Annotated in this window: 16 protein-coding genes and 2 riboswitches; of the genes, 13 read left to right on the plus strand and 3 right to left on the minus strand. The window is 68.9% G+C overall.

Features of this window, described 5'->3' with window-relative positions; genetic code table 11:
• Positions 1-18: 18 nt before the first annotated feature.
• The 8 genes from ACFC1K_RS18540 to gcvP all read left to right on the plus strand — a co-directional run bounded on the left by ACFC1K_RS18540 (position 19) and on the right by gcvP (position 9,802).
• Positions 19-1,014, plus strand: coding sequence for an ABC transporter permease (locus ACFC1K_RS18540; RefSeq protein ID WP_056367942.1), 996 nt, complete (start codon positions 19-21; stop codon positions 1,012-1,014).
• Between the two features lie 97 nt (positions 1,015-1,111).
• Positions 1,112-2,095 (plus strand): ABC transporter permease, encoded by a 984-nt coding sequence (locus ACFC1K_RS18545; RefSeq protein ID WP_375872761.1) that lies wholly within the window; start codon positions 1,112-1,114, stop codon positions 2,093-2,095.
• Positions 2,092-2,979, plus strand: coding sequence for an ABC transporter ATP-binding protein (locus tag ACFC1K_RS18550; protein ID WP_375872734.1), 888 nt, complete (start codon positions 2,092-2,094; stop codon positions 2,977-2,979). Before ACFC1K_RS18545 ends, ACFC1K_RS18550 begins: the two co-directional genes overlap by 4 nt.
• Positions 2,976-3,842 carry an ATP-binding cassette domain-containing protein gene (locus ACFC1K_RS18555; RefSeq protein WP_310291896.1) on the plus strand — a complete coding sequence of 289 codons (867 nt, stop codon included), beginning with the start codon at positions 2,976-2,978 and terminating at the stop codon, positions 3,840-3,842. The genes ACFC1K_RS18550 and ACFC1K_RS18555 overlap by 4 nt, the downstream gene beginning before the upstream one ends.
• A 109-nt stretch (positions 3,843-3,951) precedes the next feature.
• Positions 3,952-5,124 carry a MarP family serine protease gene (locus ACFC1K_RS18560; protein ID WP_375872735.1) on the plus strand — a complete coding sequence of 391 codons (1,173 nt, stop codon included), beginning with the start codon at positions 3,952-3,954 and terminating at the stop codon, positions 5,122-5,124.
• 43 nt (positions 5,125-5,167) lie between these two features.
• Positions 5,168-5,264: riboswitch (glycine riboswitch) on the plus strand.
• Positions 5,265-5,369: riboswitch (glycine riboswitch) on the plus strand.
• Positions 5,370-5,415: 46 nt separating this feature from the next.
• Complete coding sequence (gcvT, locus tag ACFC1K_RS18565) at positions 5,416-6,534, plus strand: glycine cleavage system aminomethyltransferase GcvT (RefSeq protein ID WP_375872736.1); 1,119 nt, start codon at positions 5,416-5,418, stop codon at positions 6,532-6,534.
• On the plus strand, positions 6,531-6,914 hold the full coding sequence (gcvH, locus tag ACFC1K_RS18570; RefSeq protein ID WP_375872737.1) for a glycine cleavage system protein GcvH: 384 nt from the start codon (positions 6,531-6,533) through the stop codon (positions 6,912-6,914). Before gcvT ends, gcvH begins: the two co-directional genes overlap by 4 nt.
• The gene (gcvP, locus tag ACFC1K_RS18575) at positions 6,911-9,802 is read left to right on the plus strand and encodes an aminomethyl-transferring glycine dehydrogenase (RefSeq protein WP_375872738.1); all 2,892 of its coding nucleotides are present in this window, start codon (positions 6,911-6,913) and stop codon (positions 9,800-9,802) included. The genes gcvH and gcvP overlap by 4 nt, the downstream gene beginning before the upstream one ends.
• A gap of 274 nt (positions 9,803-10,076) precedes the next feature.
• Here the strand turns inward: gcvP and ACFC1K_RS18580 are convergent, their stop codons facing one another.
• The gene (locus ACFC1K_RS18580; RefSeq protein WP_375872739.1) at positions 10,077-11,039 is read right to left on the minus strand and encodes a hypothetical protein; all 963 of its coding nucleotides are present in this window, start codon (positions 11,037-11,039) and stop codon (positions 10,077-10,079) included.
• A gap of 348 nt (positions 11,040-11,387) precedes the next feature.
• Positions 11,388-12,245 (minus strand): CPBP family intramembrane glutamic endopeptidase, encoded by an 858-nt coding sequence (locus tag ACFC1K_RS18585; RefSeq protein WP_375872740.1) that lies wholly within the window; start codon positions 12,243-12,245, stop codon positions 11,388-11,390.
• A 163-nt stretch (positions 12,246-12,408) separates the two neighbouring features.
• Between ACFC1K_RS18585 and ACFC1K_RS18590 the strand changes: the two genes are divergently transcribed.
• From ACFC1K_RS18590 to ACFC1K_RS18600, 3 genes are all read left to right on the plus strand, one after another.
• Complete coding sequence (locus tag ACFC1K_RS18590; RefSeq protein WP_310291878.1) at positions 12,409-14,187, plus strand: ABC transporter family substrate-binding protein; 1,779 nt, start codon at positions 12,409-12,411, stop codon at positions 14,185-14,187.
• Between the two features lie 160 nt (positions 14,188-14,347).
• On the plus strand, positions 14,348-15,883 hold the full coding sequence (locus tag ACFC1K_RS18595; protein WP_375872741.1) for an ABC transporter permease: 1,536 nt from the start codon (positions 14,348-14,350) through the stop codon (positions 15,881-15,883).
• A complete protein-coding gene (locus ACFC1K_RS18600; protein WP_375872742.1) occupies positions 15,883-17,037 on the plus strand; it encodes an ABC transporter permease in 1,155 nt (384 codons plus the stop codon). Before ACFC1K_RS18595 ends, ACFC1K_RS18600 begins: the two co-directional genes overlap by 1 nt.
• Before the next feature lie 14 nt (positions 17,038-17,051).
• Here the strand turns inward: ACFC1K_RS18600 and ACFC1K_RS18605 are convergent, their stop codons facing one another.
• Entirely contained in the window at positions 17,052-17,657 is a 606-nt protein-coding gene (locus tag ACFC1K_RS18605; protein ID WP_375872743.1) for a PH domain-containing protein, read from the minus strand.
• Positions 17,658-17,695: 38 nt separating this feature from the next.
• Between ACFC1K_RS18605 and ACFC1K_RS18610 the strand changes: the two genes are divergently transcribed.
• Complete coding sequence (locus tag ACFC1K_RS18610; protein WP_375872744.1) at positions 17,696-19,453, plus strand: ABC transporter ATP-binding protein; 1,758 nt, start codon at positions 17,696-17,698, stop codon at positions 19,451-19,453.
• A gap of 89 nt (positions 19,454-19,542) precedes the next feature.
• Positions 19,543-21,456 carry a translational GTPase TypA gene (gene typA, locus ACFC1K_RS18615; protein WP_310291862.1) on the plus strand — a complete coding sequence of 638 codons (1,914 nt, stop codon included), beginning with the start codon at positions 19,543-19,545 and terminating at the stop codon, positions 21,454-21,456.
• Positions 21,457-21,811: the final 355 nt, after the last annotated feature.

Genomic DNA, 21,811 nt, shown 5'->3' on the forward strand with positions numbered 1-21,811 from the left:
ACGGAGGAGCAGGCTGCGATGAAGTTCTACGCGCGGCGGATCGCGTTCTATGTGGTGACACTCTGGGCGACGATCTCCCTCAATTTCCTCCTGCCGAGGCTTCTGCCCGGTGACCCCGCCGACATCCTCCTCGCGAAGATGCAGCGTGCCGGCGGGGAACTCAGCGAGACCACGGTCCGCAACATCAAGACCCTCCTCGGCGGCGACACGTCGTCGATGTGGGACCAGTACGTCGCGTACTGGGGCCGGATGCTCCAGGGAGACCTGGGCGTCTCCATCACGAAGTACCCGGCCCCGGTCACCGACCTCATCGCCGCGGCGCTGCCGTGGACGGTGATCCTGGTGGGCCTGGCCACCGTCATCTCCTTCGTCCTGGGCGTCGGCATCGGCGCCTGGGTGGGCTGGCGCCGCGGCACGTGGGTCGACCACCTGGTGCCGTTCACGACGGTGCTGCAGTCCATCCCGTACTTCTGGCTCGCCCTCGTGCTCGTCGCGATCTTCTCGGTCGCGCTCGGCTGGTTCCCGATCTTCGGCGGCTACGACGTGTGGGCCTTCCCCGAGGGCCCGGAGTGGAGCTGGGCCTTCATCGGGAGCGCCGTCTACCACGGGTTCCTTCCCGCCCTGACGATCGTCCTGAGCTCGGTGGGCGGGTGGCTCCTCGGTATGCGCAACATGATGGTGTCCACGGTCTCGGAGGACTACATCGTCACGGCCGAGGCCAAGGGCCTGAAGCCCGTGCGCATCCTCCGCACCTATGCGACCCGCAACGCCGCGATCCCGTCGATCGCCGGGTTCGGCATCTCGCTCGGGTTCGTCGTGGCCGGCTCCATCGTCATGGAGCAGGTGTTCACCTATCCCGGCATCGGCAAGCTCATGATCCAGTCGGTGCAGAACAGCGACTACGCGCTGATGCAGGGTGTGTTCCTGGTGATCACGATCGCGGTTCTCGCGGCGAACTTCATCATGGACATCGTCTACGGATTCATCGACCCGAGGGCCCGCCACAATGTCTGAGAGGCTCGAAGTGACCGACACGTCGACCGACTACGAGAGCGTCCCCGAGACACTGTCGGACCGCACGATCGATCCCGCCATCATCGCGCCGGGCGCCATGATGTCGCCGCCCGTCGACGCCGACGTCCAGGCGGCACGTGACGAGGCGGGCGCCGCCCGCCGAGGCTTCCGTCAGCTGCTGCCGCGCATGTCGCTCAAGCTCGCCCTCGGCCTCACCATCGTCATCGGCATCGCCCTCTTCGGCATCCTCGGGCCGTTGTTCTGCCAGGATCCCACCGACTCCGACAACCCGGCGCTGTCGCCGCCGAGTGCCGAGCACTGGCTCGGCACGACCAAGCTCGGCTACGACGTGCTCGCCCAGCTCGCCTGGGGCACGCGCGGCTCCCTCATGGTGGGCATCGTCGCCGGCCTCATCGCCCTGATCCTGTCGATCGTGTTCGGCATCCTCGCCGGCTACAAGGGCGGCTGGTGGGACGAGATCCTGTCGCTCTTCACGAACATCATGCTGGTCATCCCGGGGCTGCCGTTGGTGATGGTGATCGCCACCTACATCCCCGGAAGAAGTTGGATGCTGGTGGCCCTCGTCCTCGGAATCACGGGGTGGGCGGGGTCCGCGGTCGTTCTGAGGGCGCAGGCGCGCTCGCTGCGGTCGCGCGACTACGTGGCCGCCAGCCGGGTCGCGGGAGAGAAGACGGCCCGCATCATCCGCGTCGAGATCCTCCCGAACCTGCTGCCGCTGCTGGCAGCCCAGTTCCTCTTCGCGATCATCTTCGCGATCCTCGGCGAGGCCGGCCTCTCCTACCTCGGGCTCGGGCCGACCGGCTCGATCACGTGGGGCACGATGCTCAACGACGCGCAGACCGGCCAGGCGCTCGGCACCGGCGCATGGTGGTGGTTCGTGCCGCCGGGCCTCATGATCGCGCTCCTCGGCGCGGGCCTGTCGCTCATCAACTTCTCTATCGACGAGATCATCAACCCGAAGCTGCGGCTCGCACCCGAGAACGCCCGGCGCGTGCGCCAGGCCAAGCGCGCAGGCCGGGGTGTCGAGTCGGTCCACGTCACGAACGGAGGCGAGGCATGAACGGCGACGCCGTCCTCACCGCGCGCAGCGTCTCGATCGAGTACGAGGTCGATCCGCCGGTCAAAGCAGTGCGCGACGTGTCGCTCACGCTCCACCGCGGCGAGATCCTGGGACTCGCCGGCGAGTCCGGGTGCGGCAAGTCGACCCTCGCGTACGGCATCAACCGGCTGCTCAAGCCGCCGGCGCTGATGACGGCAGGCGACGTCGTGTTCCACGACCGGTCGGGCGAAGACATCGACGTCGTCGGCCTCGCCGACGAGGAGCTGCGCCGGTTCCGGTGGGACAAGGTGTCGATGGTGTTCCAGGGCGCGATGAACTCGCTCAACCCCGTCATCAACGTCAGGGCGCAGCTGTTCGACGTCTTCACGACCCACCGCCCCGAGATGTCCAAGCGCGACAAGCAGCGGCGCAGCGAGGAGCTCCTCGAACTGGTCGGCGTCGACCCCGGACGCCTCACGAGCTTTCCGCACGAGCTGTCCGGCGGCATGCGACAGCGCGTCATGATCGCGATGGCGCTCGCGCTCGACCCGCAGGTCATGATCATGGACGAGCCGACCACGGCCCTCGACGTCGTGGTGCAGCGCGGTATCATCCGCGAGATCATGCGCCTGCGCGAGAAGCTCGGGTTCGCGGTCATCTTCATCACCCACGACCTGCCGATGCTGATCGAGATCTCCGACCGCATCGCGGTGATGCTGCAGGGTGAGATCGTCGAGCTCGGCACCGCGACCGACATCTACCGCACGCCGCAGCACGAGTACACGAAGAAGCTGCTGTCGAGCTTCCCGAGCCTGCGCGGCGACCGGGGCGACTTCGTGCGCACCGGCCATCAGCCCATCTCGGCGACGCTCGGCGCGGCCTCAGCAGAAGGAGGGGCCGCATGAGCGCCCAGAACCCGGTCGCGGGGTCACCGCGCACGCTCGAGGCACGGAACCTGGTCAAGGACTTCCGCCTGCGCAGCGGCCTGAAGTTCTCGACCCTCCACGCGGTGAAGGACGTGTCGTTCACGCTCGAGGCCGGCCGCACCATCGCGCTGGTGGGGGAGTCGGGCTCGGGCAAGTCGACGATCGCCAAGATGCTGGCCCGGCTCGAGACGCCGACGAGCGGGCAGATCCTGCTCGACGGCGCACCCGCCGGCCGCCGCAGCCGCGACGTCGCCGCGTATCGCGGCGACGTGCAGATGGTCTTCCAGGACCCGTTCGCGTCGCTGAACCCGTTCCATTCGATCGAGCACCATCTGGAGCGTCCGCTGCGCATCCACAACCCGGGGATCGGCCGCGACGAGGTGCGTCAGCGCGTGCTCGAGCTCCTCGAGAGGGTGCGGCTCACGCCGAGCGACAAGATGGCCGAGCGTCGTCCGCACGAGCTGTCGGGCGGTCAGCGCCAGCGCGTGGCGATCGCTCGGGCGCTCGCGCCCGGCGCGCAGTTCATCATCGCCGACGAGCCGGTCTCGATGCTCGACGTGTCGATCCGCCTGGGCGTGTTGAACCTGCTGGCGCAGCTGCAGCGCGAGGACCACCTCGGAGTGCTCTACATCACCCACGACCTCGCCACGGCCCGGCACTTCTCCGACGAGATCCTGGTGATGTACCGCGGCGACATCGTCGAGCGCGGCCGCGCCGACGACGTGATCCTCGATCCGCAGCACGAGTACACCCGCACCCTGCTGGGCGCTGCGCCGGATCCCGAGAACCAGGGGATGCTGCGCGACGAGGTGCGGAGGGAGCTCGCCGCCGAGCGCCGCTGACCCGCCTGTGCACGCGGGTCCTCCCGACACGCCCGGGCGGCCGATCGGGGTCCTCTCCCAGCCTCGATGCGTAGCCTGACGAGACGGGTCCCGTCGGGAAGGGGTGAGGATGATCGTCGTCGACGTGATCGTCGTCCTCCTCCTCATCGCCGCCTGCGTCGCCGGCGTCCAGCGCGGCTTCTTCGCCAGCATCGGCACCCTGGCGGGCCTCGCCGCGGGGGCTTTCGCGGCCTTCTGGCTGACCCCGCTGGTGAGTGCGTGGGTGCCGTCGCCGGTGTGGCGCGGCCCCGCCGTTCTCCTCACCGCTCTCGGGCTGGTCTTCGCCGGCGCGGCGGTGGGCTCGGCGATCGGCTCGGCGCTGCGCTCCGGCGCCGACCGGCTGAAGCTGCGGGGGATCGAGCGCTTCCTCGGCGGCATCGCCTCGGTCGTCGCGGCGATCCTCGCGCTGGCGCTCGTCGCCCCCGCGATCGCGGTCGCCGGCATCCCCGTCATCTCGTCGGCTGTGGCGTCGTCGGCCATCCTGCGCGGCATCGAGGCCGCCACCCCCGACCCCGTCGCCGCCGCCCTCGCACAGCTGCGCGGTGCCGTGCTCGACGACGGACTGCCGGGGCTCGGGCTGCTGCTCGGACCGGGGACCGCGGAGCCTGCGCCCCCGGTCGCCCTGGACGATCCCGAGCTGCAGCGGGCCGCAGCATCCGTCGCCCGCGTGTCGGGGAATGCGTACGCATGCGGGCGCGGATCGTCGGGCACCGGCTTCGTCGTCGCCGCGGACCGCGTCGTCACCAACGCCCACGTCGTCGCGGGCGTCGACACACCCATCGTCGAGCTGCCCGGAGTGCCTGCACGGGAGGGGCGCATCGTCTACTTCGACCCGATCGACGACCTCGCCGTCATCGCCGTGGACGACCTGGACGCCACCGCCCTGCCGTTCTCTCCGACGCTTGCGGCGGGCGCCGCCGCGGTCGTGCAGGGCTACCCGTACGGCGGCCCGTTCACGATGGTGTCGGCGAGCGTGCAGTCGGTGGGTGTGGCGAACGTGCCGGACGTTTACGACAGCTCGTGGAACCCGCGCGAGATCTATTCGCTGCAGGCTGTCGTGCGACCCGGCAATTCGGGTGGTCCGCTGCTGACGGGCGACGGCGAGGTCGCCGGCGTCGTGTTCGCGCGTGCCGAGAACGACGACACTGTCGGGTACGCCATGACGATGGCCGAGCTCACCCCGGTCGCCGACCGTGCGCCTTCGCTCACGAACACCGTGTCGACGGGCTCCTGCGTCGGCTGACGGCACCGACCGGTATGCTTGCTCCGCAAGTCAATAACGGCCCATCACCCGGGCGGGAGAGCCTCGGCAGCGCGATCGCCGAGCACCGAAGGAGCAAGCCTCCCCGCCAATCTCTCAGGTACGCGTACCGTTCGGGCAGGCCGACTCTGGAAAGTGATTCTCGCGCAGCGAGGATCCGCCGACGGTGAAAACCCGCTCCCTCGCAGGACGGGCGAAACTCTCAGGCCCATGACAGAGGGGGAGTTCACAGGCGTCGATCGGACGCCTGCCCGTCCGCGACCGGGAGAACTCATGACAGAACTCCGTACGACTGCCCTGCACGAGCGCCACGAGGCGCTCGGCGCCTCCTTCACCGACTTCGGCGGCTGGCTCATGCCCGTGCGCTACAGCTCCGACCTCGCCGAGCACCACGCCGTGCGCGGCGGCGCAGGCCTCTTCGACATCTCGCACATGGCCGAGTTCCTCGTCAGCGGGTCGGGCTCGGGCGCGTTCCTCGACTACGCGCTCGCCGGCGCCCTCTCGCCGATGCGCGTCGGCAAGGCGAAGTACTCGCTGGTGCTCGCCGAGTCCGGCGGCATCGTCGACGACGTCATCGTCTACCGCCTCGCCGAGGACCGCTTCCTCGTGATCGCCAACGCCGGGAATCGGGATGCCGTCGCCGCGGCGTTCGCCGACCGCATCGACGGCTTCGAGGTCGAGCTCGAGGACCAGACCGACGACATGTCCCTCATCGCCGTACAGGGACCCGCCGCGCGGGAGATCGTCGAAGCGACGGCGGGCATCGCCGGCGTCGCGCCCGCCTTCGCCGACCTCGGCTACTACGCGTGGTCGTCCGGGACGTTCGACGGCGAGCCTCTGTTCATCGCCCGCACCGGGTACACCGGCGAGGACGGCTTCGAGCTCCTCGTGCCGAACCGTGCCGCGGCCGCGCTCTGGGACGCCCTGCTCGCCGCCGGCGAGCCGCGGGGTCTCGTCCCCGCGGGCCTCGCCGCGAGGGACACGCTGCGCCTGGAGGCCGGCATGCCGCTGTACGGTCACGAGCTGTCGCTCGACATCGTCCCCGCCCAGGCGGGCCTGGGCCGCGTCGTGGCGGTCGACAAGGACGACTTCGTCGGCAAGGCGGGCCTGGCCGCCGTGGTCGCGTCCGACGCCCCGGTCCTCGTCGGCCTCGCCGGCGAGGGACGCCGCGCCGGTCGCGCCGGCTACGCCGTGTTCGACCGCGCCGACGCTGCCACCCCCGTGGGCGAGATCACGAGCGGCGCGCTCAGTCCGACCCTGGGGCATCCCATCGCCATGGCGTTCGTCTCGCCCGCCGCGAGCGCTCCCGGCACCGAGCTCTTCATCGACGTGCGGGGTACCCGCATCCCCGCGACCGTGACCGACCTGCCCTTCTACCGGAGGAACAAATGACCGATCTCACCGCCCTCAAGTACACCGCCGAGCACGAGTGGGTCGCCCTCGACGGCGACGTCGCGACCGTCGGCATCACCTCGTACGCCGCCGACAAGCTCGGTGACGTCGTGTTCGTCGAGCTGCCCGCCGTGGGCAGCTCGGTGACCGCGGCCACCGTGGTCGGCGAGATCGAGTCCACGAAGTCGGTCGGCGAGCTCTACGCGCCCCTGACCGGTGAGGTCGTGGCCGTCAACGCCGCCGTCGTCGACGACCCGTCCCTCGTGAACGCCGACCCGTTCGGCGCCGGATGGCTCGTCAAGATCACGGTCGACCCCGCGTCCGTGGCGGACCTCCTCGACCGCGACGCGTACATCTCGCTCACGGGCGGCGCCGAATGACGGGTCTGTTCGCCGACCGTCACATCGGGACGGATGCCGCGGCCCAGCGCACGATGCTCGACGCCCTGGGATACGACAGCGTCGACGCGCTCGTCGAGGCGGCGGTTCCGGCATCCATCCATGTGAAGCCCCGCGCCACGAGCGACATCCCGCCCGCAGCGACCGAGGCCGAGGCACTCTCGGAGCTGCGCGTGCTGGCGTCGCAGAACCGCACCGCGCGGCCGATGATCGGACTCGGCTACTACGACACGCTCACACCGTCGGTGATCGCCCGCAACGTGCTCGAGAACCCCTCCTGGTACACCGCCTACACGCCGTACCAGCCCGAGATCTCGCAGGGGCGCCTGGAGGCGCTCATCAACTTCCAGACGATGGTCACCGACCTCACCGGACTCGCGACGGCGAACGCGTCCATGCTCGACGAGTCGACCGCCGTCGTCGAGGGCATGCTCGTCGCCCGACGCGGTTCGAAGTCCGCCTCGAACGTGTTCGTGGTCGACGCCGACGCGCTGCCCCAGACGAAGGCCCTGCTCGCTCACCGCGCGGCCGCGGTCGGCATCGAGCTCGTCGAGCTGGACCTCGCCCGAGGTGCGACCCTGCCGGACGAGCTGTTCGGCGTGCTGGTGCAGTACCCCGGCGCGTCGGGCCACGTGTGGGACCCGTCCGGCGTCGTCGACGCGGCGCACGTCGCCGGTGCGCTCGTCGTCGTGGCCGCCGACCTCCTCGCCCTCACGCTGCTGCGTTCGCCGGGCTCGTTCGGCGCCGACGTCGCCGTGGGAACGACGCAGCGCTTCGGCGTGCCGCTCGGCTTCGGCGGTCCCCACGCCGGCTACATGGCCGTGCGGCAGGGACTCGAGCGGCAGCTGCCCGGCCGCCTCGTCGGCGTCTCGCAGGACGCCGCGGGCCACCCCGCCTACCGCCTCGCCCTCCAGACGCGCGAGCAGCACATCCGTCGCGAGAAGGCCACGTCCAACATCTGCACGTCGCAGGTGCTGCTAGCGGTCATGGCGTCGATGTACGCGGTCTACCACGGGCCCGACGGCCTCCGCGCGATCGCGACCGACGTCGCCAAGAAGGCCTCTGCGTTGGCGGACAGACTGCGCTCGTACGGCCTGTCGCTGCGGTCGGACGCGTTCTTCGACACGCTGCGTGTGGCGACGCCCGGTGCCTCGCGCCGCGTCATCGAGCGCGCACGCGAGCGTGGTTTCCAGCTCTTCTGGGTCGACGATGCGACCGTCGGAGTGTCGGTGGACGAGACCACGACGGCCGACGACCTCGCGGCCGTGGCGTGGGCCTTCGGCCTTCCCGAGAACGAGTTCCTCGGTGCGGGTGAGCAGGGCGAGCGGGTGCTTTCCTTCACGGATGCTGCGCCCCTGGCGGGCGTGCCGTCCGGGCTGCATCGCGTCGAGGAGTTCCTCACGCACCCGGTGTTCAACTCGCACCGGTCCGAGACGGCGATGATGCGCTACCTCAAGCAGCTGTCCGACCGCGACTACGCGCTCGACCGCGGCATGATCCCGCTCGGCTCGTGCACGATGAAGCTCAACGCGGCGACCGAGATGGCCGCCGTGTCGTGGCCGGAGTTCTCGCGCGTGCATCCGTTCGCGCCCGAGGACGACGTGCACGGCTACCTCGCGATGATCGAGCAGCTCGAGGTGTGGCTCGCCGAGGTCACCGGGTACGACGCGGTCTCGCTGCAGCCGAACGCCGGCTCGCAGGGCGAGCTCGCGGGGCTCATGGCGATCCGCGGCTACCACCGCGCGAACGGCGACCTCGCCCGCACGGTATGCCTCATCCCGTCGTCGGCGCACGGCACGAACGCGGCGTCCGCCGTGCTCGCGGGCATGCGCGTCGTCGTCGTCGCGTGCGACGAGGCCGGCAACGTCGACCTCGACGACCTGCGCGCGAAGATCGCGGCGCACGCCGACGAGCTCGCGGCGCTGATGATCACGTACCCGTCGACGCACGGCGTGTACGAGCACGACGTGCTCGACATCACGCAGGCCGTGCACGACGCCGGCGGCCAGGTGTACGTCGACGGCGCCAACCTCAACGCGCTCCTCGGCTACGCGCGCTTCGGCGACCTGGGCGGCGACGTCTCGCACCTCAACCTCCACAAGACGTTCGCCATCCCGCACGGCGGCGGCGGTCCGGGCGTCGGCCCGGTGGCGGCGAAGGCGCACCTCGCGCCCTACCTCCCGTCGCATCCGCTGTCGCAGCGCAAGGACCACGCCGGCGGCGTCTTCGACGGCGGACCGATCTCGGCCGCACCGCACGGGTCGGCCGGCATCCTCCCGATCTCGTGGGCGTACGTCCGCATGATGGGCGCCGAAGGACTGCGCAGCGCCACCGCGGCGGCCGTGCTCGCCGCGAACTACATCGCGGTGCGGCTGCGCGAGCACTACCCGGTGCTCTACACCGGCGAGGACGGGCTCGTGGCCCACGAGTGCATCCTCGATCTGCGTCCGCTCAAGGAAGCGACCGGCGTCTCGGTCGACGACGTCGCCAAGCGTCTCATCGACTACGGCTTCCACGCCCCGACGATGTCGTTCCCCGTGGCGGGCACGCTCATGGTCGAGCCCACGGAGTCCGAGGACCTCGGCGAGATCGAGCGCTTCATCGAGGCGATGATCGCGATCAAGGCCGAGGCCGATCGCGTCGGCGCGGGGGAGTGGCCGCAGGGCGACAACCCCCTCGCGAACGCCCCGCACACGGCCGAGTCGGTCGTCGCCGGGTCGTGGGACCACCCGTACTCGCGGGAGACCGCCGTGTACCCGGTCCACACGCTCGTCCGTACCAAGTACTGGCCCCCGGTCCGCCGCATCGACCAGGCCTACGGCGACCGCAACCTGGTGTGCGCCTGCCCGCCCATCGAGGCCTTCGCCTGACGATCCCCGAGCGACGGGATGCCGGTGCCCCCGGCATCCCGTCGCTCCGTCGTTCCCCCCGCCCGGGCTGGCTCCGGCACCGTCGCGCTCCGGCGCCCGTCGCACTCTGGCGCCTACGCCGCGCTCGGCACCCGCCCCCTCTGGCGCCTGCCCCTCGGGCGCCTGACCCACCGCCTGCGCTCGTCTCCTCGCCCCAGATCCGCGAGAGTGCACCTGGTCGCCGAGACGTGGGGAAGCAACCAGCATCTCGGCGATCAGCTGTACTCTCGCGATTTCAGCGGACCCGTGCCGCGGTGGATACGCCGATCAGGTGGGGCGCGTGCGGGGCCAGCTGGCGCCGGAGCGAGTGGAGATGCGCGGTCTGTTCGGGCGCGACCGCCCGCAGGCCAGCCCCTGTCAGGATGTCGCGCAAGGGAGTCACCGTGGTCGCATCCGTCCATCCCCAGTGAGCAACCGCGCGGAGGTGCGTTCGCAGCCTCCTGTCGCGGAGTGTCTGGCGACGCAACACCTCACGGGCGTCGCCGTAGCGTCCGTCGTACTTGAGGTCGCCATCGGCTTCGCCTCCGAGCCTGACGTGCTCCCAGACGAAGTCGGCACGGTCCTCCTTCCCGGACGACCGGAACACGACCTGGAGTTCGGGTGCGGGAAAGCCGAGCCACTCGATCACTGCTCGGCTGATGGCTTCGATGGCGGTCTCGGACTTGGCGGTCGCACGTGCGAGCGGCCACCGCGCGATATCGCGACCGCGACCGCTGATGCGCGCTTCGCTGATGCGGGTCAGTCCGTCGGCGGAGGAGTCGGGTGCAAGTCTGAGCGCAGAGTCTGCGGCAGCAAGTCCGATCGCCGGGTGCCGGAGACGAGCGAGATCCACTGCGGTGTCTTCCGGACCGGTCATCGCGAGTCCGCCGATCTCGACGATCGTCCGGTCTTCGCTCGACCGGTGCGTGCGCACGCCGGCAACGAGTCTCGATGAACGTGTCGCCGGCACGAGCACATGCACGTCGACCGGGTCACCGAAGATCGGCATCCCCAGCAGTGCGGCGGCGGACTCCAGACAGAAGATCGCGTCGGGGTGGACGAGCGCGGCAGCGTGGACGCGTGCGAGGTATCGATCCCACGGCGCCAGTGACTTCCACAGCGCGGCGGAGGCATAGGCGCCATGGCGGACCTTGACCAGTTCTCCCTTGGCGACCCCGCGCTCTGGATGGGACACGTCGACGTGCCGCAGCAACGCCAACGGACTCGCCTTGAGGGTTCGCGCAACACTGACCAGCGGCATCCGTCCACAATCGCGGTGTCAACCGGCCCGGATGTGTGTGTGCCACCCTTCTGTGGACCCCCCGCGTCGCGCTGCCGTTGTGGAGGAGGCGGCCCGGTGCCCCCTCAGCCGGACTTCCCGTCCCCCCGCGCTCTCCATCCGGCGAGAGTGCACCTGGTCGCCGAGAGGTAGGGAACCAACCAGCATCTCGGCGACCAGCTGTACTCTCGGCGATCAGGGACGCCGGTGGGTGCGAGGTCGGGCACCGCGCGCGATCGGCGTGTGGGGCGGGGATGGGTGCTGCGGCGCCGGGGCATCCGCGACCGGTCAGGCCGCGGGGGTCGGCGTCGGCGTGGGGGTGGGGGTCGGGATCGGGGCGAACACGGCGGGCCAGAGGGCCGCGGCCAGCGGATACCCCACGAACGCGACGACGTCGAGGAGCGTGTGCGCGATGACGAGTGGCATGACGCGACCCCACCGGCGGTAGCACCAGCCGAAGACCACGCCCATCACGAAGTTGCCGACGATCGCACCGATGCCCTGGTACGCGTGATACGCACCGCGCAAGCCGGCGGAGGTCAGGATGATGGCCCAGTCGTTCCAGCCGAACCGTCGCAGCCGGTCGAACAGGTAGCCGATGAAGATCACCTCTTCGGTCAGCCCCGCCCGCAGCGCCGACAGCACCAGCAGCGGCACGGTCCACCACGCCGCGTCGAGGGGGGAGGCGACGACCGCGACGGTGACCCCGAGCGCGCGTCCCGCGGCATACAGCGCGAGACCCGGCACGCCGATGACGGCGGCGAGAAGGATGCCTCGGCCGAGGTCTCCGCCGAACCGCGAGAAGTCCAGGCCGATGCGGCGCAGCGCGTTGCTGCCGGGCTCCCACAGCAGGTAGACGACGAGCGCCACGAGGGCGAGCGCGAAGAACACGGCGAGCACCTGGTACACGACGTCCCAGACCGCCTGCGCGTCCCGCGACGGGTTCACCTGGGTCTGCTGCTGGCCGAGCGGAACAGGCGCGAGGAGCTTGCGAACGAGGGAGAGCACCGAGTAGAGCGCGGATTGCCCGACCGTGATCGCGAGGACGATCCAGACCTCCCACGTGAGGCGTCGGCGGTCGTACGGCGTGAGGGGCGAAAGAGTAGTCGAATCCCTCTGACCTGTGGGCCGGTTCGGCGGCGTCATCTTGTCAGATTGTCACACTCCGCGTCGATTGAGTTAAGGCTCTGTAACGTTTTCGCCGATCGTTTTGACCATCTCACAACCGGTGCTTATCGTTTTCCCATCCGCGCGCAGGTCCGGCTTCCGGCTGGATTCGCGCGCATTACCCTGCACAGAGGAGACACAAGTGTCTGACAAGACGACGTGGCGCATGCGCGCACTCGGAGTCGCGGCGGGCGTCGGCGTGACCGCATTGGTCCTCGCCGGCTGCTCGACGACCCCACCGGCGACGGAGGAGACCGGGAACACCGCAGACACCGCGGTGACCATCGCCGAGGTGAACGAGTTCACGGGCACGAACTCGAACAGCGACAACGGCAACCTCGACATCAACGGCAAGGTCAACTACCTGACCCGCGCCGGGTTCTACTACGTCAGCGACACCTACGAGGTCGTCCCCGACGAGTCGTTCGGCAAGATGGAGATCGTCAGCGAAGACCCGCTCCAGGTCAAGTACACGCTGAACGACGGCCTCGAGTGGTCGGACGGCGAGCCGATCACGACCGACGACCTGATCTTCGGCTGGGCCGCGACGTCGGGCGTCTTCGACGACGCCACGCTGGACCCCGAGACCGGTGAGCCCACGAGCGGCACCAAGTACTTCGCGTACGCGGGCAGCACCGAGGGCGTCAAGACCTCGACCATCACGGATGTCGCCGACGACAAGCTGTCGCTCACGCTCGAGTACGACACCCCGTTCGTCGACTGGAACATCATCGGCCTCATCGACCAGCCGGTCCACGTCGTCGCCGAGAAGGCCGGCGTCGACCAGGCCGAGCTCGTCGACACGATCCTGACCAGCCCGCGCGGCGACGCCGCCGCTCCGGCTCCGGTCAACGAGACGCTCAAGGCCGCGGCCGACTTCTGGAACTCGGGCTTCGACATGACGTCGCTGCCGGACGACCCGTCGCTGTACCTCTCGAGCGGCCCGTGGATCATCGACTCGTGGGAGCCCACGCAGTCGATGACGCTGAAGCTCAACGACAAGTACACCGGTGACCTCAAGCCGCAGTTCTCCGAGATGGTCATCCGCTTCATCGGTGACGCTCAGGCTCAGGTGACCGCCCTCCAGAACGGCGAGGTCGACGTGATCGCCCCGCAGGCGAGCGGCGACACCCTCACCGCGCTGCAGGCGATCGACGGCGTCGAGGTCCTCCAGGGCGACGCGCTCAACTACGACCACCTCGACCTGACGTTCGCCGGGCCCTTCGCCGAGAAGAACGTCCGCGAGGCGTTCCTCAAGACGATCCCGCGTCAGCAGCTCGTCGACACGCTCATCAAGCCCGTCAACCCCGAGGCTGAGGTTCTCAACTCGAACCTCTTCATCCCGGCCCAGAAGCCGTACAAGGACGCTGTCGCGGCCAACGGTTCGGACGCGTACGCCGATGTCGACATCGAGGGCGCCAAGGAGCTTCTCGCCGGTGCGACCCCGACGATCCGCCTCATGTACAACATCAACAACCCGAACCGCGTCGCGGCGTTCGAGGCCATCCAGGCCTCGGCTTCGCAGGCCGGCTTCGTGATCGAGGATGTGGGCCGTGAGGACTGGAGCGCGCAGCTCGGTTCGGACATCTACGACGCCGTCATCTTCGGCTGGATCTCGCCCGGTGTCGGCAACGGCACCATCCCGCAGATCTTCGCCAGCTTCGGTGGCAGCAACTTCAACAAGTACGCCAACGACACCGTCGACGAGATCGCTCGCACGATCCCGCAGACGCTCGACACCGACAAGATCGACGAGATGACGATCGAGGCGGACACCGAGCTGTTCTCCGACGCGTACGGTCTGCCGCTCTTCCAGGGCCCCGGCCTCGAGGCGCACACCGACCGCGTCGAGGGCATCACCTTCATGGGCAACCAGACCGGTGTGTTCTGGAACTTCTGGGAGTGGACGGTCGCCGAGTAATTCGGTGACGATCTGAAACACCACGCCATGGGGCGTCGGGTGCTAAACAGCCCGGCGCCCCGTGCGTGTGTCTTCCCGTCCACAGCCGGCGAACCCGACGCCCGGCCTCTGCTGCCGCCGTCGCCCGCCTGCTACCTTTTCTGCATGAAGGGCCAGCCCAGTGCTTAGCTTCGTTCTGCGGCGCATCGGGGTCTCGATCCTGATCCTCATCGCCGCATCCTTCCTGATGTACACCCTCGTGGCTCTTGCCAAAGACCCGCTCGAGGACCTGTACGCCTCCAACAGCCCGAACCGCGACGCGCTGATCGCACAGCGCATCGCGTGGCTGAACCTCGACCAGCCCATCCCCGTCCGCTGGTTCAACTGGCTGCTCGGCGCCGCCCGCTGCGTCATCCCGTTCGGCGGCTGCGACCTCGGCGTCACCATCCAGAACCAGCCGGTGACGATCGTCCTCGCACGTGCGATGGGCGCGACGCTCCAGCTCGTCACCGCTTCGACGATCCTCGCCATCGTCCTCGGCGTCCTCGTCGGCATCGTGTCGGCGCTTCGCCAGTACAGCGCCATCGACTACTCGTTCACGTTCGCCAGCTTCCTGTTCTACTCGCTGCCGTCGTTCGTGATGGGTGTTCTCCTCAAGGTCTTCTTCGCCCTCGGCTTCAACGACTGGCTCGACAGCCCGGTGTTCACATGGCCGTGGATCATCGCACTCAGTCTCGTCTCCGGCGTCTTCTGGCAGGCGATCATCGGCGGACCCAGGCAGCGCCGCCTGATCGTCTTCGCCGCCTCCGTGGTGACCACCGGAGCGATGCTGTACGGCATGAGCGTGACGGCGTGGTTCCTCAACCCGTCGCTGGGACCGATCCTCACGCCGCTGCTGATCGCGGCGTTCGCGGCGGGCATGGTCCTCATCATCGCTGGACCGCGTGCGCGCTACGCGTGGCGCACCGCCGGCGTCACCGCGATCGTCCTCATCGCGGCGTACTTCGTGCTGCAGCCATTCCTCAAGTCGTTCAACGGATGGGGGGTCCTCGCCCTGTTCGTGGCTGCGGCTCTCGTCGGTGCGGCGGCGGGCTGGTTCCTCGGTGAGTACGACAAGGGCCAGGCGATCCGCATCGGCGTCCTCACGGGCCTGCTCGGCATGGGCGTGATCATCCTGGATCAGTTCATGCAGAACTGGAACTCCTACGTCAACAACCCGAAGGTGAACGGACGACCGATCGCGACGATCGGCTCTCAGACGCCGAATCTGCAGGGCGACTGGTGGATCCAGAGCATCGACACGTTCACGCACCTGCTGCTGCCGACGATCAGCCTCATGCTCATCTCGTTCGCCGCGTACACGCGGTACGCGCGCGGTGGCATGCTCGAGACGCTGAACCAGGACTACATCCGCACGGCTCGCGCGAAGGGTCTCCCTGAGCGAACGGTGGTCGTGCGCCATGCCTTCCGCAACTCGCTCATCCCGATCACGACGATCATCGCGGCCGACGTGGGAGCGCTGATCGGTGGTGCGATCATCACCGAGCGCATCTTCGCGTTCAGCGGCATGGGCGCCCTCTTCAATCAGGGCCTCAGCCACGCCGACCCGAACCCCGTCATGGCGTACTTCGTCGTCATCGCCGTGTTCGCCATCACGTTCAACTTCCTCGCCGACCTCGCGTACTCGGCGATCGACCCGAGAGTGAGGGTCAAGTAATGTCGATCCCCATCGATCCGGCCCTCGAGCCTCCCACCGCACCCTCCGACGGAGGCGTGCACGTCCAGACCGCTGACGAGCGCGGCATCAGCCAGGGACGCCTGACGTTCCGACGCTTCGTCGCCCACAAGCCCGCAGTGGTCAGCGCGATCCTCTTCGTCCTCATCGTCGGCTTCGCCATCTCGGCGACCGGCATCGGGCCCATCCCGGGCTGGTGGAAGTGGAACTACGAAGAGCTGATCCCGATCAGCGACGGCGGCAAGCCCACGCTGACGCTCTGGCCGTTCGCGCTCGGCGATCACCCGTTCGGCCAGAACACGGTCGGCAAGGACTACTTCGCGATGGTCATGCGCGGCCTCGTCAACTCGTCCTACATGATGTTCATCATCGGTCTCATCGGCGCCTTCCTCGGCGTCGTGGTCGGTGCCCTTGCGGGCTACTACCGTGGGTGGGTCGATTCGGTGCTGATGCGCCTGACCGACATCGTGATCGTGATCCCGGTCATCGTGATCGGCGCGGTCGTGGGTTCGGCGGTCGGAGGACTCGGCCCGCTGCTGCTGGCTCTCTTCCTCGGGTTCTTCGTGTGGACGGGCATCGCCCGACTGGTGCGGGCCGAGTTCCTCACGCTGCGCGAGCGCGAATTCGTCGAGGCGGCTCGCGTCGCGGGCGCGTCGGACGCGCGCATCATCTTCAAGCACATCCTCCCGAATGCGATCGGCGTGGTCATCGTCGCGACGACGCTGTTGATCGCGGCGGCGATCATCCTCGAGACGTCGTTGTCGTTCCTCGGGTACGGCGTGAAGTCGCCTGACGTGTCGCTCGGCCTGCTGATCTCGCAGAACGAGTCGGCGTTCCAGACGCGCCCGTGGCTGTTCTGGTGGCCGGCGGCGTTCATCGTGATCCTGTCGCTCCTCGTGAACTTCGTCGGCGACGGCCTGCGTGATGCGTTCGACCCGCGTCAGAAGCGCATCGTCTTCCGCAAGGTCAAGGATCTCCCGGAGGATGCGGTCATCGTGGCCGGCACGACCGCCGATGTGCCCGAGGGTGCGCTGGTCACGGCCGGCGGTGCGGCGATCGTCGAGGGCGTCACGAGCGACCGCCCCGACGATGTCCTCGACGACGAGATCGCGCCCGACCCGGATCGCCGCGGATGATGCGCGCCAGGCTCTCAGCCGGTGGCGACGATCAGCGCGATCGACGCCGCGGCGAGCACGATCGACGCGATGAGGAACGTCACGTGCCAGTGGCGCTTGACGGGCGTCTCATCGGCCACGCCGAGTTCCACCTGACCGGCATCGAGGCGGCTGCGCCACGACTCTCGCACCACGAGAGCCGCGTTGCCCGAGTCGGTGCCCATGCGGTCGCTCGGGCGGGCGTCGCCACCGGCGGCGCTCGCCTCGCGGCGGGCCCTCGCGTTGCCCATCATCGTGGTGAAGAAGCCGGGCGCCGGCGCCGACCAGGCAGTGAAGCTGCCGGACGGCGTGTGCAGCGTCAGGGCGCGTGCCGTCTCGACGTGCACGAGGGCCTCCCACGGCACATCGACGTCGTGGCTCACGTTCTCGATGTGCACACCGCGATCCGACACCTCGACACAGGGGCGCCACAGCGCCATCCAGCCGAGCAGAGCCGCCAGCGGGGCTGCGGCGTAGACCCACGTCAGCCGCGGGTCCGCGCTCCATACGGCGGTGATCACTGCGAGCGCCGCAAGACTCCAGACGATGACGGCAGCAATGCGGTTGAAACGGGAGTCGATGCGGATCGCACGGTCGGTCACCCCCTCATTCTCTCAATCGATCCCACAAGGACCATGAAATGAACGCGTCCCCCACTCCCGTGACCGGCAGTCCGCTGCTGGAAGTGAGCGGCCTGTCCGTGGACTTCGCCGTCGACAACTACTGGGTGCCGGCAGCGAAGAAGCTGAACTACTCCGTCGAGTCGGGCAAGGCCCTCGCGATCGTCGGCGAGTCCGGCTCCGGCAAGAGCGCGAGCTCGATGGCGATGCTCGGGCTCCTGCCGTCCAACGCCCGGGTGACCGGCAGCGTCAAGCTCGCCGGGCGCGAGATCCTCGGCCTCCGCAAGGACGACCTGCGTCGTGTGCGCGGCCGCGAGATCGCGGTGATCTTCCAGGAGCCGATGACCGCGCTGAACCCTGTGTTCACGGTCGGATTCCAGATCATCGAGACCTTGCGCATCCACCAGGGCATGACGCCGAGTGCCGCGCGCATCCGCGCGCTGGAGCTGCTCGACATGGTGGAGCTGCCCGATCCGCTGAAGGCGTTCAACTCGTATCCGCACCAGCTTTCGGGAGGTCAGCGTCAACGCGCCATGATCGCGCAGTCGATCTCGTGCGATCCTCAGCTGCTGATCGCCGACGAGCCGACCACGGCCCTCGACGTGACCGTGCAGGCCGAGATCCTCGACCTCATGCGGGACCTCCGGCACCGCCTCGACTCGGCGATCCTCATCATCACGCACGACATGGGCGTGGTGGCCGATATCGCCGACGACATCGTCGTGATGCGCAAGGGCGAGATCGTCGAGCGCGGCTCGGTCGATGCGGTGTTCAACCGCCCCACGCACCCGTACACGCAGCAGCTCCTCGCAGCGGTGCCCCGCATCGGCGACGCGCAGGGGGAGTCGATCGACACCACGGCCGCCCTCGCCGGCGACACGTCGGTGATCCGCCTGGCCGAGGTCGCCGCGCGCCAGGACGCTGAGCGCCGCCAGGGCCTGGGCGCCCCCGTGCTCGACTTCCAGGACGTTGCGATCGACTACCCGAAGCGCGGGCGCGTGCCCGCCTTCCGGGCGGTCGAGCATGCGAACTTCTCGATCTACCCGGGTGAGGTCACGGGTCTCGTGGGCGAGTCCGGCTCGGGCAAGACCACAGTCGGTCGCGCCGCCATCGGCCTGCTGCCGATCGCGGACGGCAGGGCCGAGGTCGTCGGCTCCGACATCTCCAAGGCCGACCGGCGCCTCCTGCACAAAGTGCACAAGGATGTCGGCATCGTCTTCCAGGACCCGTCGTCGTCGCTCAACCCGCGTCTTCCGATCGGCCAGTCGATCGGCGAGCCGATGCTGCTGGCCGGCGTCGCGAAGGGCCGCCAGCTGGACGTGCGTGTACAGGAGCTGCTGGACTCGGTCGAGCTCCCGCGTTCCTACCGCAACCGCTACCCGCACGAGCTGTCGGGCGGTCAGAAGCAGCGCGTCGGCATCGCGCGCGCCCTGTCGCTTCAGCCCAAGCTGCTCATCGCGGACGAGCCCACCTCGGCGCTCGACGTGTCGGTGCAGGCCACGGTGCTGCAGCTGCTCCGCCAGCTGCAGGCCGACATGGGCTTCGCGTGCCTCTTCATCAGCCACGACCTCGCGGTCGTCGACTCGCTTGCGGACCGCATCATCGTGATGCACCACGGAAAGATCGTCGAGCAGGGTGCGACCGGGCAGATCCTCCGCGCGCCCAAGGAGGACTACACGCGTCGCCTCATCGCCGCCATCCCGGTGCCCGACCCCGCGGAGCAGCGCGTGCGCCGCGAGGCGCGTGCAGCCCTGCTCGAAGCGGGCCTGGAGGGCTGATCCGCCGCCGAAAGGCGATACACAGCAGCGCCCAATAGAATGGGGATGCCGGCATTCCGGCATCCCCATTCTCTTTCAAGGATTCCCTCATGGCGCGCGCCCTCCGTCCGGACCTCCGCAACGTGGCTATCGTCGCTCACGTCGACCACGGCAAGACCACCCTCGTCGACGCGATGCTCCGCCAGACCGGCTCGTTCGGCGAGCACGCGCACGTCGAAGAGCGCGCGATGGACTCGAACGACCTCGAGCGCGAAAAAGGCATCACGATCCTCGCCAAGAACACGGCGATCACCTACAACGGCGCCCACACCGAGGTCCCCGTCACGATCAACGTGATCGACACCCCCGGCCACGCCGACTTCGGCGGCGAGGTCGAGCGCGGCCTGTCGATGGTCGACGGCGTCGTGCTCCTCGTCGACGCGAGCGAGGGCCCGCTCCCGCAGACCCGCTTCGTGCTGCGCAAGGCGCTCGAAGCGAAGCTGCCCGTCATCCTCCTGGTCAACAAGACCGACCGCCCCGACGCGCGCATCGCCGAGGTCGAGGAAGAGGCGCACGACCTGCTGCTCGGCCTCGCGTCCGACCTCCACGAGGACGTGCCCGACCTCGACATCGACGCCCTGCTCGACGTCCCCGTCGTGTACGCGAGCGGACGTGCGGGCGCGGCATCCCGCAACCGTCCCGCCAATGGCGAGCTGCCCGACAACGCCGACCTCGAGCCGCTGTTCGGCGCGATCCTCGAGCACGTCCCGGCTCCCGCGTACGACGACGGGGCGCCGCTGCAGGCCTGGGTCACGAACCTCGACTCGAGCCCGTTCCTCGGCCGCCTCGCGCTGCTGCGCGTCTTCAACGGCACCCTGAAGAAGGGCCAGACCGTCGCGTGGGTGCGTCACGACGGCACGCACTCGAACGCCCGCATCACCGAGCTCCTCAAGACCCGCGCCCTCGAGCGCTACCCCGCGGAGGAGGCCGGCCCCGGTGACATCGTCGCCATCGCCGGCATCGAGGAGATCACGATCGGCGAGACGATCGCCGACCCCGAGGACGTCCGCCCGCTCCCGGCGATCCACGTCGACGACCCCGCCATCTCGATGACGATCGGCACCAACACGTCGCCGCTGGTCGGCAAGGTCAAGGGCCACAAGGTCACCGCCCGTATGGTGAAGGACCGCCTCGACCGCGAGCTCATCGGCAACGTCTCGCTGAAGGTCGTCGACATCGGACGCCCCGACGCGTGGGAGGTGCAGGGCCGCGGCGAGCTCGCGCTCGCGATCCTCGTGGAGAACATGCGCCGCGAGGGCTTCGAGCTCACCGTCGGCAAGCCCCAGGTCGTCACGCGCAAGGGCGAGGACGGCAAGGTCAAGGAGCCCTTCGAGCACCTCACCATCGACGCCCCCGAGGAGTACCTCGGCGCGATCACGCAGCTCATGGCGTCCCGCAAGGGCCGCATGGAGACGATGGTCAACCACGGCACCGGCTGGGTGCGCATGGAGTTCATCGTCCCCTCGCGCGGCCTCATCGGGTTCCGCACCGAGTTCCTCTCGATGACGCGCGGCACCGGCATCGCCAACGCGATCTCGCACGGCTACGACGACTGGGCGGGCCACATCGTCGCCCGCCAGAACGGCTCGATCGTCGCCGACCGTTCGGGTGTCGTCACGCCGTTCGCCATGATCGCGCTGCAGGAGCGCATGAGCTTCTTCGTGCAGCCCACCGAAGAGGTCTACGAGGGCATGGTCGTCGGCGAGAACTCGCGCGCCGACGACATGGACGTCAACATCACCAAGGAGAAGAAGCTCACGAACATGCGGTCTTCGACCGCGGACGCGTTCGAGTCGATGACTCCGCCGCGCCTCCTCTCGCTGGAGGAGAGCCTCGAGTTCGCCCGCGACGACGAATGCGTCGAGGTGACGCCCGAGAAGGTGCGCATCCGCAAGGTGGTCCTCGACGCCACCGAGCGCGGCCGCGCCGCCTCGCGCCTCAAGCGCCAGGACGCCAACGCGTAAGCACGGACACGGATGCCGCGACCCGAACCCTGCGAAGGGCGCGGGTCGCGGCTGGGCCCACGCGTCCGGAGGGGACGTGGGGACTTTCGTATCCGAATGGTGCCACGGGCCGCAGTACGGCCCGGCGTGGAAAGTCGGGGCCGTCGGTAGCATGACGAGGTGACCCTCGGCTCGCAACGAGCGCACCTTTGGTACCGCTAAGTGTGTGTTTGCTGTCCTCCAAAGTGGGGACATTATGTCGAGTCCGAACTGGGTAGTTTGGATTCATGGCGATTGGAAACATTCAACGACGAATCATCGGCGGTATTAGCGCGGGACTATTGGCTGCCACGCTGGCGGTTGCGGGCCCCACGGC

It is taken from the genome of Microbacterium sp. NPDC056057, assembly GCF_042266945.1.
Lineage (GTDB): Bacteria > Actinomycetota > Actinomycetes > Actinomycetales > Microbacteriaceae > Microbacterium > Microbacterium trichothecenolyticum_C.

What these genes read in the sequence shown, in the direction of transcription:
- ACFC1K_RS18550 (WP_375872734.1), top strand. Translation starts at nt 2,092, where the DNA reads ATGAACGGCGACGCCGTCCTCACCGCGCGCAGCGTCTCGATCGAGTAC.
- typA (WP_310291862.1), top strand. Translation starts at nt 19,543, where the DNA reads ATGGCGCGCGCCCTCCGTCCGGACCTCCGCAACGTGGCTATCGTCGCT.
- ACFC1K_RS18540 (WP_056367942.1), top strand. Translation starts at nt 19, where the DNA reads ATGAAGTTCTACGCGCGGCGGATCGCGTTCTATGTGGTGACACTCTGG.
- gcvT (WP_375872736.1), top strand. Translation starts at nt 5,416, where the DNA reads ATGACAGAACTCCGTACGACTGCCCTGCACGAGCGCCACGAGGCGCTC.
- ACFC1K_RS18585 (WP_375872740.1), bottom strand. Translation starts at nt 12,245, where the DNA reads ATGACGCCGCCGAACCGGCCCACAGGTCAGAGGGATTCGACTACTCTT.
- gcvP (WP_375872738.1), top strand. Translation starts at nt 6,911, where the DNA reads ATGACGGGTCTGTTCGCCGACCGTCACATCGGGACGGATGCCGCGGCC.
- ACFC1K_RS18555 (WP_310291896.1), top strand. Translation starts at nt 2,976, where the DNA reads ATGAGCGCCCAGAACCCGGTCGCGGGGTCACCGCGCACGCTCGAGGCA.
- ACFC1K_RS18560 (WP_375872735.1), top strand. Translation starts at nt 3,952, where the DNA reads ATGATCGTCGTCGACGTGATCGTCGTCCTCCTCCTCATCGCCGCCTGC.
- ACFC1K_RS18610 (WP_375872744.1), top strand. Translation starts at nt 17,696, where the DNA reads ATGAACGCGTCCCCCACTCCCGTGACCGGCAGTCCGCTGCTGGAAGTG.
- gcvH (WP_375872737.1), top strand. Translation starts at nt 6,531, where the DNA reads ATGACCGATCTCACCGCCCTCAAGTACACCGCCGAGCACGAGTGGGTC.
- ACFC1K_RS18545 (WP_375872761.1), top strand. Translation starts at nt 1,112, where the DNA reads ATGATGTCGCCGCCCGTCGACGCCGACGTCCAGGCGGCACGTGACGAG.
- ACFC1K_RS18600 (WP_375872742.1), top strand. Translation starts at nt 15,883, where the DNA reads ATGTCGATCCCCATCGATCCGGCCCTCGAGCCTCCCACCGCACCCTCC.